This window comes from Staphylococcus sp. FSL H8-0121, from assembly GCF_038008425.1.
Classification (GTDB): Bacteria; Bacillota; Bacilli; order Staphylococcales; family Staphylococcaceae; genus Staphylococcus; species Staphylococcus pasteuri.
The window spans coordinates 885,670-902,185 of sequence record NZ_JBBOZB010000001.1; the positions used below are offsets into that span (position 1 = coordinate 885,670).

Below are 16,516 nucleotides of genomic sequence, written 5' to 3' on the forward strand. Positions count from 1 at the left end.
TAATTCTACTAAGTTTATATTTGCTATTCAATTCACAAGTCTCCTTTTTACTATTAAAAATGAACTTTCAGTGTCATTTCAGTTTCCAAATGTAATCTCTTATCAATACAATATGCATTTTTCTAAAAATTTAATAACTTTAAAAATTCTTTTATATCAGCATATATTAAAGATAATATTGAAAACATCTCATCTATTAAATGTATATTTATGTAGTTTTATGGTTTATTTTTCATTAGCAGTCTGTTATGATGAATTTATATTAAAATTCTGAAAATAATTTGAGGTGTAAATATGAAAGAGAAAATTGTTTTAGCATATTCTGGAGGATTAGACACAAGCGTAGCAGTACAATGGTTAATAGATAAGGGTTACGATGTTGTAGCATGTTGTTTAGATGTTGGAGAAGGAAAAGACTTAGATGTTGTACATGAAAAAGCGTTAAAAATGGGCGCAGTAGAATGTCATATTATTGATGCTACAAAGGAATTTAGTGATGATTATGTAAGTTATGCTATTAAAGGTAATTTAATGTATGAAAATGCATATCCATTAGTATCAGCATTATCACGTCCACTAATTTCTAAAAAGTTAGTAGAAATTGCTGAAAAAACAAATTCAGTCGGTATTGCTCATGGATGTACTGGTAAAGGTAATGACCAAGTACGTTTCGAAGTCGCAATTAAAGCACTTAATCCAAAACTAAAAGCATTTGCACCTGTAAGAGAATGGGCATGGAGTCGTGAAGAAGAAATTGATTATGCAATCAAACATAATATTCCAGTATCAATTAATCATGATTCTCCTTACTCAATTGATCAAAATTTATGGGGTAGAGCTAACGAGTGCGGTATCTTAGAAGATCCTTATGCTGCCCCACCTGAAGATGCATTTGATTTAACGAATGCACTTGAAGATACACCCGATGAATCCGACGAAATTATTCTTTCATTCAAAAACGGTATACCTGTTCAAATAGATGGCAAAGATTATGATTTAGACGATTTAATCCTTTATTTAAATCAATTAGCTGGTAAACATGGTATTGGTAGAATTGACCATGTTGAAAATAGATTAGTCGGTATAAAATCAAGAGAGATTTATGAAACACCTGGTGCAGAAGTGATTTTAAAAGCTCATAAAGCACTTGAAACAATTACTTTAACTAAAGACGTTGCACACTTTAAACCAGTGATTGAAAAGCAATTTTCTGAACAAGTATATAATGGTTTATGGTTCTCACCTTTAACTGATAGCCTAAAACAATTTATTGACAGTACACAACAATATGTCGAAGGAGATGTAAGAGTTAAATTATTCAAAGGCAATGCTATCGTAAATGGTAGACAATCACCTTATACTTTATACGATGAAAAGTTAGCTACTTATACAAAAGAAGATGCGTTTAATCAAGAAGCAGCTGTCGGATTTATCGATATTTATGGTTTACCAACGCAAGTTAATTCTATGTTACATGGAGGCTACAGTAATGAGTAAAAAAGCTTGGGGAGGAAGATTCGAAGCACAACCAGAAGATTGGGTTGATGACTTTAATGCATCAATTGATTTCGACAAAAATTTAATAGACCAAGATATTCAAGGTAGCATTGCACATGCAACAATGCTCGCTAATCAACATATTATTAGTCAAGATGATGCCAAAACCATTATAGAAGGCTTAAAAGAAATCCAAGTAGATGCGCATCAAAATAAAATTGAATTTAAAGCATCGCTAGAAGACATTCATTTAAACATTGAACATGAGCTAATTCAACGTGTAGGAGAAGTTGGCGGTAAACTTCATACTGGTAGAAGCAGAAATGATCAAGTCGCTACTGATATGCATTTATACACTAAAGAAGAAGTTCTAGAAATTATTGAATTAATTAAATCATTGCAGCAAACGATATTAAAAATTGCTAATACCCATATAGACACAATTATGCCAGGTTATACGCACTTACAACGTGCTCAGCCGATATCTTTCGCGCATCATATTATGACTTATTTTTGGATGTTAGAGCGTGATAAATCTCGATTCCAAGATAGCATCAAAAGAATCGACATCTCCCCTCTTGGTGCTGCAGCATTAAGCGGAACAACACATCCTATTGATCGTCACGAAACACAATCACTGCTTAATTTTAGTGCTATATATGAAAATAGTTTAGATGCTGTCAGTGATCGTGACTATATTGTTGAAACACTGCATAATATTTCATTAACTATGGTTCATTTATCAAGATTTTCTGAAGAAATTATTTTCTGGTCCACTGATGAAGCAAAATTCATTACGTTATCAGACGCTTTTTCTACTGGTTCGTCTATTATGCCTCAAAAGAAAAATCCAGATATGGCAGAATTAATTAGAGGTAAGGTGGGTCGTACAACAGGTCATTTAATGAGTATGTTAGTTACACTTAAAGGCCTACCATTAGCTTATAATAAGGATATGCAAGAAGATAAAGAAGGTTTATTCGATGCTATCCATACAATTAAAGGTTCACTCAAAATTTTCGATGGCATGTTAGACACGATGACTGTTAATACTGATCGTCTTAATGAAACAGTTACAAAAGACTTTTCAAATGCAACAGAATTAGCTGATTATCTTGTAAGTAAAAACGTACCATTTAGAACTGCACATGAGATTGTTGGAAAAATTGTATTAGATTGTATTAATAACGGTATTTATTTACTCGATGTGCCTTTAACAGATTATCAATCCTATCACCAGAGTATAGAATCTGATATTTATGATTATCTAAAACCAGAAAATTGTTTAAAACGACGTAAAAGTTATGGTTCGACTGGTCAAGATGCAGTTAAACATCAACTATCAGTTGCTGAAAAATTATTAAAAGCATAAGTTATTTTATAGGAAGTCGTTCAGAATTATAGAGTTGTAGCCTGAGACATTGATTTGTCCCAGGCTTTTTCATTTTGCGTAGAAACCACTTTTTTATATTTATACTTAATAGTTTCACAACTTTTAAAAATAAACATTATATTGTTATACAACTTATAGTATAATTGATAAGTATTTTAAAATTATTGGAAAGGTCATATTATGTGTAAATTTCTAAAAGCTGTCTTATTATTTATTTTAATATCTACAATTTGTGTATTTATTTATTCAAAGTTTCAACCAACAATTGATGCAAAAAGTTCTAAAAAACATTGGTTATCCAACCCTACAAACGAAAAATTTGTAACTATCGCCCATAGAGGTGCAAGCGGTTATGCACCTGAACATACTTTTAATTCTTACGATAAAAGCCATAAAGAAATTGGTGCTTCATATATCGAAATTGATTTACAAAGAACGAAAGATGGGCAACTTATAGCTATGCATGATGACTCAGTAGATCGTACAACCAATGGGCATGGTAAAGTGAAAAATTTAAACTTATCTCAAATAAAGCAATTAGATGCTGGAAGTTGGTTTAATAAGGCAAATCCTAAATTAGCTAAATCAGAATATATAAATGCCAAAGTTCCTACTTTAGATGAGATACTTACTCGCTATGGTAACAAAGCAAATTATTACATCGAAACAAAATCTCCTGATGTTTATCCTGGAATGGAATCTCAACTATTACAAACACTTAAACAGCATGGTTTATTATCCAAGACATCTTTAAAAAACGGTCACGTTATGATTCAATCATTTTCTGAAGAAAGTTTGACAAAAATACACAAGTCTAATCAAAATGTTCCCCTAGTTAGATTAATCAAAAAGCATCAGCTACAACATTTAACAGATAAAGATCTTAAACATATTAAAAGTTATGCAACTGTAATTAGTCCTGAATTCAGTGACTTAACTCGTTCTAATACTTCTCACATCAAAGATTTAGGATTTCTTATCCACCCATTTACTGTTAATGAAACTGCAGATATGAAAAGATTAAATGGCTATGGTATTGACGGTGTTTTCACCAATTATCCAGATAAATACAAAAAGGTATCACATTAATTTATTACAAAGGGAGCGGGACAGAAATAATATTTTCTCAAAATTTATTTCGTTGTCCCACCCCGGCAAGGTTGACTAGAGTTGAAAAAAGCTTGATACAAGTGCATTTTCAATTCAGTCAACTACTGCCTATATATAATTGTAGCCTGAGACATTGATTTATGTCCCAGGCTGTTTTTATGTAAAATTACAGTTAAACTTTAATGATATTTTGAAGAATGTATTAATTTTTTTAGAGTTAATTAATTATTCAGTAAATTCTATTTCTAGTATTTGGAAATATTGTCATGATAGTGATAACACACTTATTGAAAGGATGTTATTACGATGAAAATAAACAAATGGGTTTTCGCAAGTGTTGCAACTGTATCTTTATTAGGTATAGCTAATCCTGTATATGCAAGCGGTAATGGACAAACTAATAATGGTCAATATGATCAGCAATCCACACAGTCCTCTTCAAATCAAAATCAATCAACAAATTGGCAAAAAAACCTAACCGGAGAAGCACATACTACAATTGCGCATAGAGGTGCAAGCGGATATGCACCCGAACATACATTCAATTCATATGATAAAAGTCATAGAGAATTAGGTGCTTCATACATAGAAATTGATTTACAAAGAACGAAAGATGGGCATCTTGTAGCTATGCATGATGAAACTGTTGATCGTACTACAAATGGACATGGTCGTGTTGAAGATTATACTTTAGACGAATTAAAGAAACTTGATGCTGGTAGTTGGTTCAATAAACAACACCCTAATTTAGCTAAATCAGAGTATAAAAATGCTAAAGTTCCTACTTTAGATGAAATTTTAAGTCGCTATGGTAAAAATGCTAATTATTATATAGAAACAAAATCACCAGATGTCTATCCAGGTATGGAAAATCAATTAATTCAATCATTAAATAAACATGGTATGCTGACAAATCAATCCCTTAAAAATGGTCACGTCATAGTTCAATCATTTTCTGAACCGAGTTTACAAAAAATGAAACAATTAAGTCCTAATATCCCATTAATTCGTTTATTAGATAAAGGAGAACTAACATCTCAAACTGAATCAGACTTAAAACGAATCAAATCATATGCTATTGGTGTAGGACCAGAATATACAGATTTAAACGAAAACAATACAAAACATTTAAAAGATTTAGGTTTCCTCATTCATCCATTTACTGTTAATAACGAAACATATATGCAACGTCTAAATGATTATGGTGTTGATGGTGTGTTTACCAACTATGCTGATAAATATAAAAATATAAGTCACGAATGAAATATATGAAGAATATAGGGTATATATTAATAATATTCATATATTAAAAAGGCAGTGAAAAAATGGCAACAAGCGAAGAAACATTAAATCAATTTTTGGATCATTTAAAAGACGATCATATTACTACTCGTAAAATGATGGGAGAATATATTATATATTATGATAAGGCAGTCGTTGGCGGTTTGTATGACAATCGTTTACTAGTTAAAGCTACAAATTCTTCACTAAGTACATTACCTAATTATGAATTAGTAGAGCCTTATCCTAATTCCAAAAAAATGATACATTATCCTTTTACGGAAGATAGCGATATGATTTTAAAAGTTTTATCCCAAATTAAAAAGGATTTAACATAATTAATCAAAAAAACATTCACTCAATTGTCTTTGAGTGAATGTTTTAATTTAATTTAAAATTATAACAATTTGTGTTTATGCCCAACCACGGTAACGTGCAGCTTCAGCAGTACGTTTAATACCAACGATATAGGCTGCTAAACGCATATCAATTTTTCTATTTTGTGATAATTCATAAATAGTATCAAATGCTGTGATTAATTTTTCACGTAGTTTTTCATTAACTTCTTCTTCTGTCCAGTAATAACCTTGATTATTTTGAACCCATTCGAAGTAAGAAACTGTTACACCACCAGCACTTGCTAACACGTCTGGTACTAATAATACACCACGTTCAGTTAAAATACGTGTTGCTTCTGGAGTAGTTGGACCATTTGCTGCTTCAACTACGATACTTGCTTTAATGTCATTAGCATTATCTTCAGTAATTTGGTTTGAAATTGCAGCTGGAACTAAAATATCGCAATCTAATTCAAATAATTCTTTATTTGAGATTGTTTCTTCAAATAGATTAGTAACAGTACCGAAACTATCTCTTCTATCTAATAGATAATCTATATCTAAACCATTAGGGTCATGTAGCGCGCCATAAGCATCTGAAATACCTACTACTTTAGCACCTAAATCATATAAGAATTTTGCTAAGAAACTACCAGCATTACCAAAACCTTGGATAACAACTTTAGCATCTTTAATATCCATACCTTTACGTTTAGCTGCTTGTTCGATAGCTATAACTACGCCTAATGCAGTTGAGCGGTCACGACCTTCAGAGCCACCTAATACAATTGGTTTACCAGTGATAAATCCAGGTGAATTGAATTTATCTAACGCACTATATTCATCCATCATCCAAGCCATAATTTGTGAGTTTGTAAATACGTCTGGTGCTGGAATATCTTTGTTCGGCCCTACAAATTGTGAGATAGCTCTAACATAGCCGCGTGATAAGCGTTCTACTTCGTGAATACTCATTTGACGAGGGTCACAAACGATTCCGCCTTTACCACCGCCGTATGGTAAATTAACAATACCGCATTTTAATGTCATCCACATTGATAAAGCTTTAACTTCTTCTTCATCAACATCTGGGTGGAAACGTACGCCCCCTTTAGTTGGACCTACAGCATCATTGTGTTGTGCACGATATCCAGTAAATGTTTGAACAGTTCCATCGTCCATACGAACTGGTATACGTACTTGTAACATTCTTAGTGGTTCTTTGATAAGGTCGTACATACCCTCATCAAAACCTAATTTATGCAAAGCTTCTTTAATAATTCCTTGAGTAGAAGTCACTAAATTATTATTCTCAGTCATGATCCTTTTCGCCTCTTTTTTAACTAATGATTTCGCTTTCATTCATTATTGTAACACAACTTTATCCTTTTTAAAGGGGTTACAAAATGATTGTTACAACTTTTTGAACTTATTGAAATACTTGTTTAATTTTTTCAATAGCAATGTCTAATTCTTCTTTAGTAATCACAAGTGGTGGTGCAAATCGAATAACTGTTTCATGTGTTTCTTTACATAATAAACCTAATTCTTTCAATGATTCACAGTATGGTCTTGCATTTTCAGTTAACTCGATTCCGATAAATAATCCACGTCCGCGTACTTCTTTAATAGATGGATGTTCAATTTTTTGTAATTCTGATTTAAAGTATTCACCTAGTTCTAATGAACGACCAGGTAAGTCTTCATCTACAATGACATCTAAAGCTGCTAATGACACAGCACATGCTAATGGATTACCACCGAATGTTGATCCGTGAGAACCTGGTGTAAATACATCTAACACTTCTTTGTCAGCTAATACAACAGAGATTGGTAATACACCGCCGCCTAATGCTTTCCCTAAAATATAAACATCTGGTTTAACATTATCCCAATCAGTAGCAAATAGTTTACCAGAACGACCTAAGCCAGCTTGAATTTCGTCGGCAATAAATAAAATATTGTGTTCATCACAAAGTTCTCTTATAGCTTTTAAATAACCTTCTGGAGGAACATTAATACCAGCTTCACCTTGAATAGGTTCAACTAAAATAGCTGCAGTATTGTCAGTAATAGCTGCTTTTAATTTTTCAACATCACCAAAATCAACTTTGCGGAAACCATCAAGTAATGGACCATATCCTCTTTGATATTCTGCTTCAGATGATAATGATACTGGAGCCATTGTACGACCATGGAAATTACCATTAAATGCAATAATTTCAGCTTGGTTTGGTTCAATACCTTTTACATCGTAAGCCCAACGACGTGCTGCTTTTAATGCTGTTTCAACAGCTTCAGCACCTGTGTTCATTGGTAATGCCTTTTCTTTACCTGATAATTCACAAATTTTCTTATACCATTCGCCTAAATTATCACTGTGAAAAGCACGTGATACTAAAGTGACCTTTTCAGCTTGGTCTTTAAGTGCTTGAATAATTTTAGGATGTCTATGACCTTGGTTTACTGCTGAATAAGCAGATAACATGTCCATATATTTATTACCTTCAGGATCTGTCACCCATACACCTACCGCTTCTGAAATTACAATCGGCAGTGGCACATAGTTGTGAGCTCCATAATGATTTGTTAATTCAATGATTTCTTCTGACTTAGTCATAATATCTCCCCTTTGTTTAATAAATATTAAAGCTAATTACCAATATCATAACTGATTTTTACCGGCTCTCAAACTGTTTATACAAATATATTTCAAAATTTTCTAATTATAAAGATTAGTTGAGATTTTCTATTAAAATGCTCAAGAAAATAGGATCAACCTTTAGTTTTGAAAGCCCTTACAAATATAATGACACAAGCCTACTATGTTGTACAAGTAAAAGTTTAAAAATTCATCATTATATATAATTTTAAGTTTTAAAAACATTGTGATATCAGTATTATTAGTATATTTTTCATCTGAAAAATTATGATAATTTTCTTTTTGTTTCTATATAAAAAACTAGGATGATATCAATTGGTTTTTGATATCATCCTAGTCATTTAAATATTATTTATCTTTTCTTGGTAATGGATAAAAGCCTTTATTAAATTGTTCCCATAAATTTGGTGGTAATTCATGATTATCTTCACGTTCAGAATCAAAGTTATTAATAATTTCTGATTCTCGACCTTCTTCAATTTTACTTACAAAGTTATAATCTAGAAGTATCTCACGACCTAGTGCAACTAATTCTACACCTACATCTTCAATAGCATTTAAAGCATCATCTGCTGTAAATACTGAACCTATTCCTATTAAAGGCATACGTCCATTAATCCATTTATGAATTAATTTAAGTCTATTTTGTCCTTCGTATTGACCTTCACGTGTTTTAGAATAAACGTCCATAAGAGATACATGTATATAATCAATATCTTTTTTAGTAATTGAATTAATTAATTCTTCTGTGATATCCATTGTAATACCAGGAGATTCTGCTTCTTCTGGTGATAAGCGATAACCTACGATAAAGTCATCTGAAGCATGTTCTTTTTTAGCTTTTAAAACTTCATCAATAACAGCATTAGGGAATTTTAAGTTTTCTGCCCAAACATCGTTTCTTCTATTATAGTAAGGAGAAACGAATTGATGAATTAAATAGTGGTTAGCACCATGTATTTCCACACCATCAAATCCTGCTTCAATAACACGTCTTGTTGCTTCACCAAAATCTTTAATAGTTTGTTCAATTTCCTCAGCGCTCATTTCTCTCGCGTCATGTTCTTCTTGTTGTCCAAAACTTTTTAATGAGATTGGGCTTGGTGCAACGACATCACCATTAGGTGTTAAATTAGGCAAAGCTTGTGCACCACCATGATGTATTTGAACTAATGCTTTTGCACCATTCTTTTTCATTGCTTGTGCTAATTGTTTTAGTCCTTCTATATCAGAGTCATGTGCTACTGAAGGTTGTCCAGGGAATGCTTTACCCACATCATTTACATTACTAGCTGCATTAATTGCAAGTCCTACATCTTTAGAACGTTTTTCAATATAAGGTAATTCAACATCAGAAATGGTTCCATCATCGTTTGAAGAAACATGTGTTAATGGCGCTAAAACAAAACGATTTTTTAGTTCTACACCATTACGTAATGTTACACTCTCAAACAATCGATTATATTTACTGTTCATATATTTAACCTCCACATTTAATAATACATGCGACTATATCACGAAATATATGTACGCTCTATTTTTTTGCTTACAGTCATACACAAAACTTTTCAGTTTATTCATACTATGATTTTTAAGTTGTACTATTTATAAAATACAAAATAAAAACGATAACTTCCAATATTTATTGGAAATTATCGTTTCTATAAGTTCTCTATACTTTTGAAATATAAAGAATTTAAATTACGTCAATTTAATCTTGACGTATAGTACGTTTAGACCGTTTGATCCAGACCGGTAAGCGTTCTTCAAGTGTTTGAAACCCATACTTTTCTGTTTCTTTTATCTCATCTAGCACCGACTGTTTTTCTTTCTTACGTTCATAATTTTTAAAGTAATCGTTATCTTTAAGTGACAAGTTAAGTTTGCCTTCATTATCAATAGATAAAATCTTTGCTTTTACTACTTGTCCCTCAGATAGAAATTTCTTCAAGTTATGGACATAATCATCCATGATTTCTGAAATATGGATAAGTCCTTCAGTATGGTCAGGGGCCTCAACAAATGCGCCATACGGTTGAATACCAGTCACACGTACCTTAATATGTTGACCTTCTTTATAGTGATTATTCAACTTGATAACCCCTTATTTCGTTTTCTTAACACTATTATCATAGCATAAAACAAATTAAGGGACTAACTATAACGTTGAATTTTTTGAATTATTTTGCAATAAATATAACAAAATATAAATCAATAGCTTTTCACATAGTAAAACAAATTATCCCTCAGAATTTTTAATATCGTTTAACTCCTAAGAATAACTATTAAAAAATCACGATAACAGGTAATCAACCTACTATCGTGATTTTTAATTTATATTTAATTCTCACGCGATACTTTTTGACTTTTTCAAAAAAACAATAAGAAGTATCTCGTATTAATTTTTATTCTTCAACGTCTATAGATTCAATAACTACATCGTGAACTGGTTTATCTTGTGGACCTACTTTAGTGTTAGCAATATCTTCTAACGTAGATTCCCCTTCAATAATTTGTCCGAATACTGTATGTTTTTGGTCCAACCATGGTGTTCCACCATTTTCACCATATGCTTTAACGATAGGTTCTGGCCAACCACCATCAGCTAGTTGACTTAACATATTTTGAGGAACTTCTTTCATTTGAACAATGAAAAATTGTGATCCATTTGTATTTGGACCAGCATTTGCCATTGATAAAGCACCATAAAGGTTAAATGCTTCTAATGAAAACTCGTCTTCGAATGCACCGCCATAAATACTTTCTCCACCCATACCAGTTGCTGTTGGGTCACCGCCTTGTACCATAAAGTCATTGATGACACGGTGGAAAGTCACACCATTGTAGTAACCATTTTTAGCATGTGTAACAAAGTTTTCAACTGTTTTAGGTGCAATGTTAGGGAATAACTTAAATGTCATATCATCTTTATTAGTATGCATTACAATTTTAATTTCATCTTCTTGAATCTCTTTATTTAACTGAGGATAGTTCGTCATTAAAATTCTCCATTCATGTTATGATATATGTATATATTAACATATTTGAAAGGAAGTAATATAGAATGTTATATCGATTTTCTCACAAGACTGGAAGTTATGGCGTTTCCATAAAAGAGGAAGATGATGATCAAGTCTTAGTTCAAGTCGAACAAGTGATCAAACATCCTAAACAGGGTGATTTACATTCACCAAATGAATCAGAAGATGTATTCTTTCATGAACGTAGAGCATTAAGTCACTTTGAAAAGAGATATGCTAAGCGTTCACAATTACGTGACTTTAATGTTGAAAAAATGTCATATGAGGAATCATTACAACAAGCCATTTCCAATTTAGAAGAACAACTTAAAGAAAAGAATGATGCCCACGCGAAACGTTCATTGCAAAATTTAGAGCAACTTAAACATGATTATTCAATTCAATACAAACAAAAATTTTATTAAAAATGACGTGTTTCTTCATATTTAAAAGCGATTGAAATACAGTGATTTCAAGCAGTATCACGTTTTTCAGAATGATATGATTCATGTATAATAAATATCATAAACATTTTTAAAGGAGGACAATTTAGTGAGTTTGTTACATATTGCGGTACTATTACCGTTAATATTTGCACTCATTATCCCAATCTTATATAGATTCTTTAAAAGAATTCACATAGGTTGGTTCGTGTTACCTGTCCCCGTCGTCTTATTTATATATTTCTTAACTTTTATTACGACTACTATGTCAGGTAATACCGTAATGAAAATTTTTAAGTGGATGCCACATGTCGGTATGAATTTTAACCTTTATGTAGATGGATTAGGATTATTATTTAGTTTACTGATAACAGGTGTCGGCAGTTTAGTTGTCTTATACTCCATTGGTTATTTAAGCCAATCAGAACAATTAGGGAATTTTTACTGTTATTTATTACTTTTCATGGGTGCAATGTTAGGCGTTGTACTTTCAGATAACCTTATCGTTTTATATTTATTCTGGGAGTTAACTTCGTTTTCAAGTTTTTTACTTATTTCATTTTGGAGAGACAAGCAAGCTTCCATTTATGGTGCTCAAAAGTCTTTAATCATTACTGTTTTTGGAGGACTAAGTTTACTAGGCGGTATTATTTTACTTTCTATTTCTGCAGATTCGCTAAGTATTCGTTATATTATTCAGCATGTAGCTGATATACAAAGTAGTCCTTTCTTTATCTTAGCAATGATTTTTGTACTAATTGGTGCGTTTACTAAATCAGCACAAGTTCCCTTTTACATATGGTTACCAGATGCAATGGAAGCACCTACACCTGTAAGTGCTTATTTACATTCTGCAACGATGGTAAAAGCTGGTTTATATTTAATAGCTAGAATGACTCCTATTTTCGCAGTGTCACAAGGATGGATTTGGACAGTTACTCTAGTTGGATTAATTACCTTGTTTTGGGCATCATTAAACGCTACGAAACAGCAAGATCTCAAAGGGATTTTAGCATTTTCTACTGTGTCACAACTGGGAATGATTATGTCTATGCTAGGTATTGGTGCTGTTAGCTATCACTTTGAAGGTCAGGATAGTCAATTATATATCGCGGCTTTCACAGCAGCTGCATTTCACTTAATTAACCATGCGACGTTTAAAGGTGCATTGTTTATGATAACTGGTGCAGTCGACCATAGTACGGGTACTCGTGATGTTAGAAAATTAGGCGGTTTATTAACGATTATGCCAATTTCATTCACAATTACAGTGATTACTTCTTTAAGTATGGCTGGCATACCCCCATTCAATGGCTTTTTATCAAAAGAAAAATTCATTGAATCCGTTATTGAATTAACGCATGCAAATACCATGAGTTTAAATACAATAGGTATTATCTTTCCAATATTAGCTATTGTTGGTAGTATCTTTACTTTTGTATATTCAATTAAATTTATTATGCATATATTCTTTGGACAATATAAACCAAATCAATTACCTCATAAAGCTCATGAAGCATCGATATTAATGCTTATTTCGCCTGCTATATTAGCAATATTAGTTATTGTATTTGGTTTATTCCCAGGAATTTTAACACAATCAATCATAGAACCAGCAACAGCTTCAATGAGTCAAACTTCTCAAGTGAGTGCTGAGTTCCATTTATTCCATGGTATAACTCCAGCATTTATCACTACAATTTGTATTTATATCGTAGGAATTTTATTAATTTTAACGTTTGCTTATTGGATTAAATTATTACAGGCACAACCTAAACAAATTACTTTTAATTATTGGTACGACGGTTTAGGAAAATATATCCCAACTTATTCTAAAAATATGACTAATAGTTATGTGACTGGCTCTGCTAGAAATAATCTGGTCATTATCTTTGGCTTATTAATATTATTAACAACTGTTGTATTACTTAGCGTGCCATTTACTATTAATTTCAAAAATGTTAGTCATATTAGAATTTTTGAAGTTGGAATTATCGCTTTACTTGTTATAGCAGCATTTTTAATTATATTTGCTAAATCTCGTTTGTTTAGCATTATTATGTTAAGTGCAGTGGGTTATTCAGTATCTGTGCTATTCATATTCTTTAAAGCACCTGACTTAGCCCTTACACAATTTGTCGTAGAATCAATTTCTACTGCATTATTTTTACTATGTTTTTATTTCTTACCTAATCTTAACCGTTACAACGAAACACGTTCATTTAAAGTAACAAATGCATTAATCTCAGCAGGAATTGGACTTGTCGTGATTATTTTAGGATTAATTGCATATGGTAACCGACACTTTGAATCTATTACTCATTACTATCAAGACCATGTCTATGATCTTGCTTCTGGTAAGAATATGGTCAATGTCATATTAGTCGATTTCCGTGGTATGGATACGTTATTTGAATCATCAGTATTAGGTATTGCAGGATTAGGCATTTATACAATGATTAAACTGCGCAAAAAGCATCAACGTCATACAGAAACGAGTGAGGTGAAACGTCATGAACAGACAGAAAAATGATTTAATGTTTCAATATACAGCTGTCATTATTTTCTTCATGATTATGATGTTTGGTTTTTCTTTATTCCTTGCAGGTCATTATACTCCTGGTGGCGGCTTTGTCGGTGGTTTATTATTTTCTAGTGCCTTAGTTATCATTACTATCGCATTTGATATTAAAACGATGCGAAAAATTTTCCCTATAGATTTTAAAATAATTATAGGTATTGGGTTATTATTTTGTGTTGGCACACCAATGGCTAGTTGGTTTATGTCTAATAACTTTTTCACACATGTTACTTTTGATATTCCGCTTCCATTGTTACAACCAATGCATATGACAACCGCTGTATTCTTTGACTTTGGTGTTTTATGTGCAGTCGTAGGAACTGTAATGACTATTATTTTATCGATTGGAGAGAACGAATAGTGGAGATTATTATGATATTTGTTAGTGGCATACTTACAGCAATCAGCGTCTATCTCGTTTTATCTAAAAGTTTGATACGAATCATTATGGGAACTACGCTACTAACACACGCAGCAAATTTATTTCTAATTACTATGGGTGGATTAAAACATGGCGCATCACCTATCCACGAAAAAGGAATTCATAGCTATGTTGATCCAATCCCTCAAGCACTTATATTAACAGCTATCGTTATCGCATTTGCTACTACGGCTTTCTTTTTAGTACTAGCCTTTAGAACATACAAAGAGTTAGGTACTGATAACGTGGAAAGTATGAAAGGAGTTCCAGAAGATGTCAGAGAGTAATATGCTAGCCCTTACTTTAGTTGTACCTATTCTAACGGCAATATTACTCGTCTTTATTGGAAAACGAACATATATAAAACGTTATGTCGCTTTAGCAGGTACAATGATTACTTTAGTTATATCTATTATTAATTTGTATAATGTATTTAAAAATGGACCTATTAAATTGGAATTAGGCTCATGGAAAGCACCTTACAGTATTGTATTTGTATTAGATACTTTTAGTGCATTACTAATCATTACAAGTATTATTATTACTGCACTCATCATTCTATATTCTTATAATTCGATTGGTGTTGACCGAGAAAGATTCTATTATTATTTCTCTGTAATGTTCATGCTTATAGGTATTATTGGTGCCTTTACAACAGGAGATATATTTAACTTATTTGTATTTTTTGAAGTATTCTTAATGTCTTCATATTGCCTTTTAGTTATTGGCACTACAAAAATACAACTACAAGAAACGATTAAATATGTATTAGTTAATGTTGTTTCTTCATCATTCTTTGTTATGGGTGTCGCTATTTTATATTCCGTTGTCGGAACTTTAAACTTGGCACACATCAGTCAACGTTTGAATGAATTATCAGCACATGAAAGTGGCTTAGTAAATATTGTATTTATACTATTCATTTTCGTCTTTGCTACTAAAGCTGGCGTCTTCCCAATGTATGTATGGTTACCTGGTGCTTACTATGCACCACCGTTTGCTATTATGGCATTCTTTGGTGCTTTACTTACAAAAGTAGGCGTATATGCCATTGCCAGAACATTAAGTTTATTCTTTAATAGTTCAGTAGGTTTTTCTAACTATGTCATATTATTCTTAGCGTTATTAACAATTATTTTTGGTTGTGTTGGCGCAGTATCCTACTATGATACGAAAAAAATCATTTTATATAATATCATGATTGCAGTAGGCGTTATTTTAGTCGGTGTTGCTATGATGAATGAAACGGGCATGATTGGTGCTATTTACTACACTATTCATGATATGTTAGTTAAAACATCCCTTTTCTTCTTAATAGGTGTCATGTATAAAATTACAAAAACTACGGATTTACGTCAATTTGGTGGACTAATTAAACGATATCCTGTTCTTGGGTGGACATTCTTTATAGCTTCGTTAAGTTTGGCAGGTATACCGCCACTTAGTGGTTTTTACGGTAAATTGTATATCGTAAAAGCTACATTTGAAAAAGGATTTTATTTAACAGGTATCATAGTATTAATCTCTAGTTTAGTGGTTTTATATTCTGTTATAAGAGTCTTCTTAAAAGGATTCTTCGGAACACCTAAAGGATATGATATATCAACTAAAGTAAATAGTTATGGTTTAATTACTGTTTCAGTGATTGCTGTTGCCATTACTGTATTATTTGGATTATCAGCGGATGTCCTATACCCAATTATTAAAGATGGCGCAGAAACATTCTATGATCCAAGCGTATATATTAATAGTGTATTGGGAGGTAAATAA

General features: G+C 31.9%; 15 protein-coding genes. 10 read left to right on the top strand and 5 right to left on the bottom strand.

The window, feature by feature from the left end; translation table 11 throughout:
* The first annotated feature begins 294 nt into the window (after positions 1-294).
* The 5 genes from LFT63_RS04240 to LFT63_RS04260 all read left to right on the top strand — a co-directional run bounded on the left by LFT63_RS04240 (position 295) and on the right by LFT63_RS04260 (position 5,619).
* Complete coding sequence (locus LFT63_RS04240; protein ID WP_029055584.1) at positions 295-1,497, top strand: argininosuccinate synthase; 1,203 nt, start codon at positions 295-297, stop codon at positions 1,495-1,497.
* A complete protein-coding gene (argH, locus tag LFT63_RS04245) occupies positions 1,490-2,869 on the top strand; it encodes an argininosuccinate lyase (protein WP_029055585.1) in 1,380 nt (459 codons plus the stop codon). Before LFT63_RS04240 ends, argH begins: the two co-directional genes overlap by 8 nt.
* A gap of 201 nt (positions 2,870-3,070) precedes the next feature.
* Complete coding sequence (locus LFT63_RS04250) at positions 3,071-3,979, top strand: glycerophosphodiester phosphodiesterase (RefSeq protein WP_029055586.1); 909 nt, start codon at positions 3,071-3,073, stop codon at positions 3,977-3,979.
* 381 nt (positions 3,980-4,360) lie between these two features.
* Positions 4,361-5,263 carry a glycerophosphodiester phosphodiesterase gene (locus LFT63_RS04255; protein ID WP_425332002.1) on the top strand — a complete coding sequence of 301 codons (903 nt, stop codon included), beginning with the start codon at positions 4,361-4,363 and terminating at the stop codon, positions 5,261-5,263.
* A 62-nt stretch (positions 5,264-5,325) separates the two neighbouring features.
* Positions 5,326-5,619 (top strand): TfoX/Sxy family protein, encoded by a 294-nt coding sequence (locus LFT63_RS04260; protein WP_029055588.1) that lies wholly within the window; start codon positions 5,326-5,328, stop codon positions 5,617-5,619.
* 75 nt (positions 5,620-5,694) lie between these two features.
* Here the strand turns inward: LFT63_RS04260 and LFT63_RS04265 are convergent, their stop codons facing one another.
* The 5 genes from LFT63_RS04265 to LFT63_RS04285 form a co-directional block, all read right to left on the bottom strand.
* Positions 5,695-6,939: a Glu/Leu/Phe/Val family dehydrogenase gene (locus LFT63_RS04265; protein ID WP_029055589.1), complete on the bottom strand. Its 1,245-nt coding sequence runs from the start codon at positions 6,937-6,939 to the stop codon at positions 5,695-5,697.
* Positions 6,940-7,048: 109 nt separating this feature from the next.
* Complete coding sequence (locus tag LFT63_RS04270; RefSeq protein WP_340768068.1) at positions 7,049-8,239, bottom strand: ornithine--oxo-acid transaminase; 1,191 nt, start codon at positions 8,237-8,239, stop codon at positions 7,049-7,051.
* A 390-nt stretch (positions 8,240-8,629) separates the two neighbouring features.
* A complete protein-coding gene (locus LFT63_RS04275) occupies positions 8,630-9,757 on the bottom strand; it encodes an NADH-dependent flavin oxidoreductase (RefSeq protein WP_123186353.1) in 1,128 nt (375 codons plus the stop codon).
* A gap of 235 nt (positions 9,758-9,992) precedes the next feature.
* Positions 9,993-10,373: a S1 domain-containing post-transcriptional regulator Ygs gene (gene ygs / locus LFT63_RS04280; RefSeq protein WP_017637429.1), complete on the bottom strand. Its 381-nt coding sequence runs from the start codon at positions 10,371-10,373 to the stop codon at positions 9,993-9,995.
* Positions 10,374-10,686: 313 nt separating this feature from the next.
* Positions 10,687-11,280, bottom strand: coding sequence for a peptidylprolyl isomerase (locus LFT63_RS04285; RefSeq protein WP_340768071.1), 594 nt, complete (start codon positions 11,278-11,280; stop codon positions 10,687-10,689).
* A gap of 65 nt (positions 11,281-11,345) precedes the next feature.
* On the opposite strand from LFT63_RS04285, the gene kapB reads away from it, so the two are divergent.
* The 5 genes from kapB to mnhD1 all read left to right on the top strand — a co-directional run bounded on the left by kapB (position 11,346) and on the right by mnhD1 (position 16,516).
* Complete coding sequence (gene kapB, locus LFT63_RS04290; RefSeq protein WP_029055592.1) at positions 11,346-11,726, top strand: sporulation phosphorelay system protein KapB; 381 nt, start codon at positions 11,346-11,348, stop codon at positions 11,724-11,726.
* A 127-nt stretch (positions 11,727-11,853) separates the two neighbouring features.
* Positions 11,854-14,277, top strand: a complete 2,424-nt coding sequence (locus tag LFT63_RS04295) for a Na+/H+ antiporter subunit A (protein WP_017637432.1) — start codon at positions 11,854-11,856, stop codon at positions 14,275-14,277.
* Positions 14,258-14,686, top strand: a complete 429-nt coding sequence (gene mnhB1, locus LFT63_RS04300; protein WP_029055593.1) for a Na+/H+ antiporter Mnh1 subunit B — start codon at positions 14,258-14,260, stop codon at positions 14,684-14,686. The genes LFT63_RS04295 and mnhB1 overlap by 20 nt, the downstream gene beginning before the upstream one ends.
* A complete protein-coding gene (mnhC1, locus tag LFT63_RS04305) occupies positions 14,686-15,033 on the top strand; it encodes a Na+/H+ antiporter Mnh1 subunit C (RefSeq protein WP_017637434.1) in 348 nt (115 codons plus the stop codon). The genes mnhB1 and mnhC1 overlap by 1 nt, the downstream gene beginning before the upstream one ends.
* Complete coding sequence (gene mnhD1, locus LFT63_RS04310; protein ID WP_340768076.1) at positions 15,020-16,516, top strand: Na+/H+ antiporter Mnh1 subunit D; 1,497 nt, start codon at positions 15,020-15,022, stop codon at positions 16,514-16,516. Before mnhC1 ends, mnhD1 begins: the two co-directional genes overlap by 14 nt.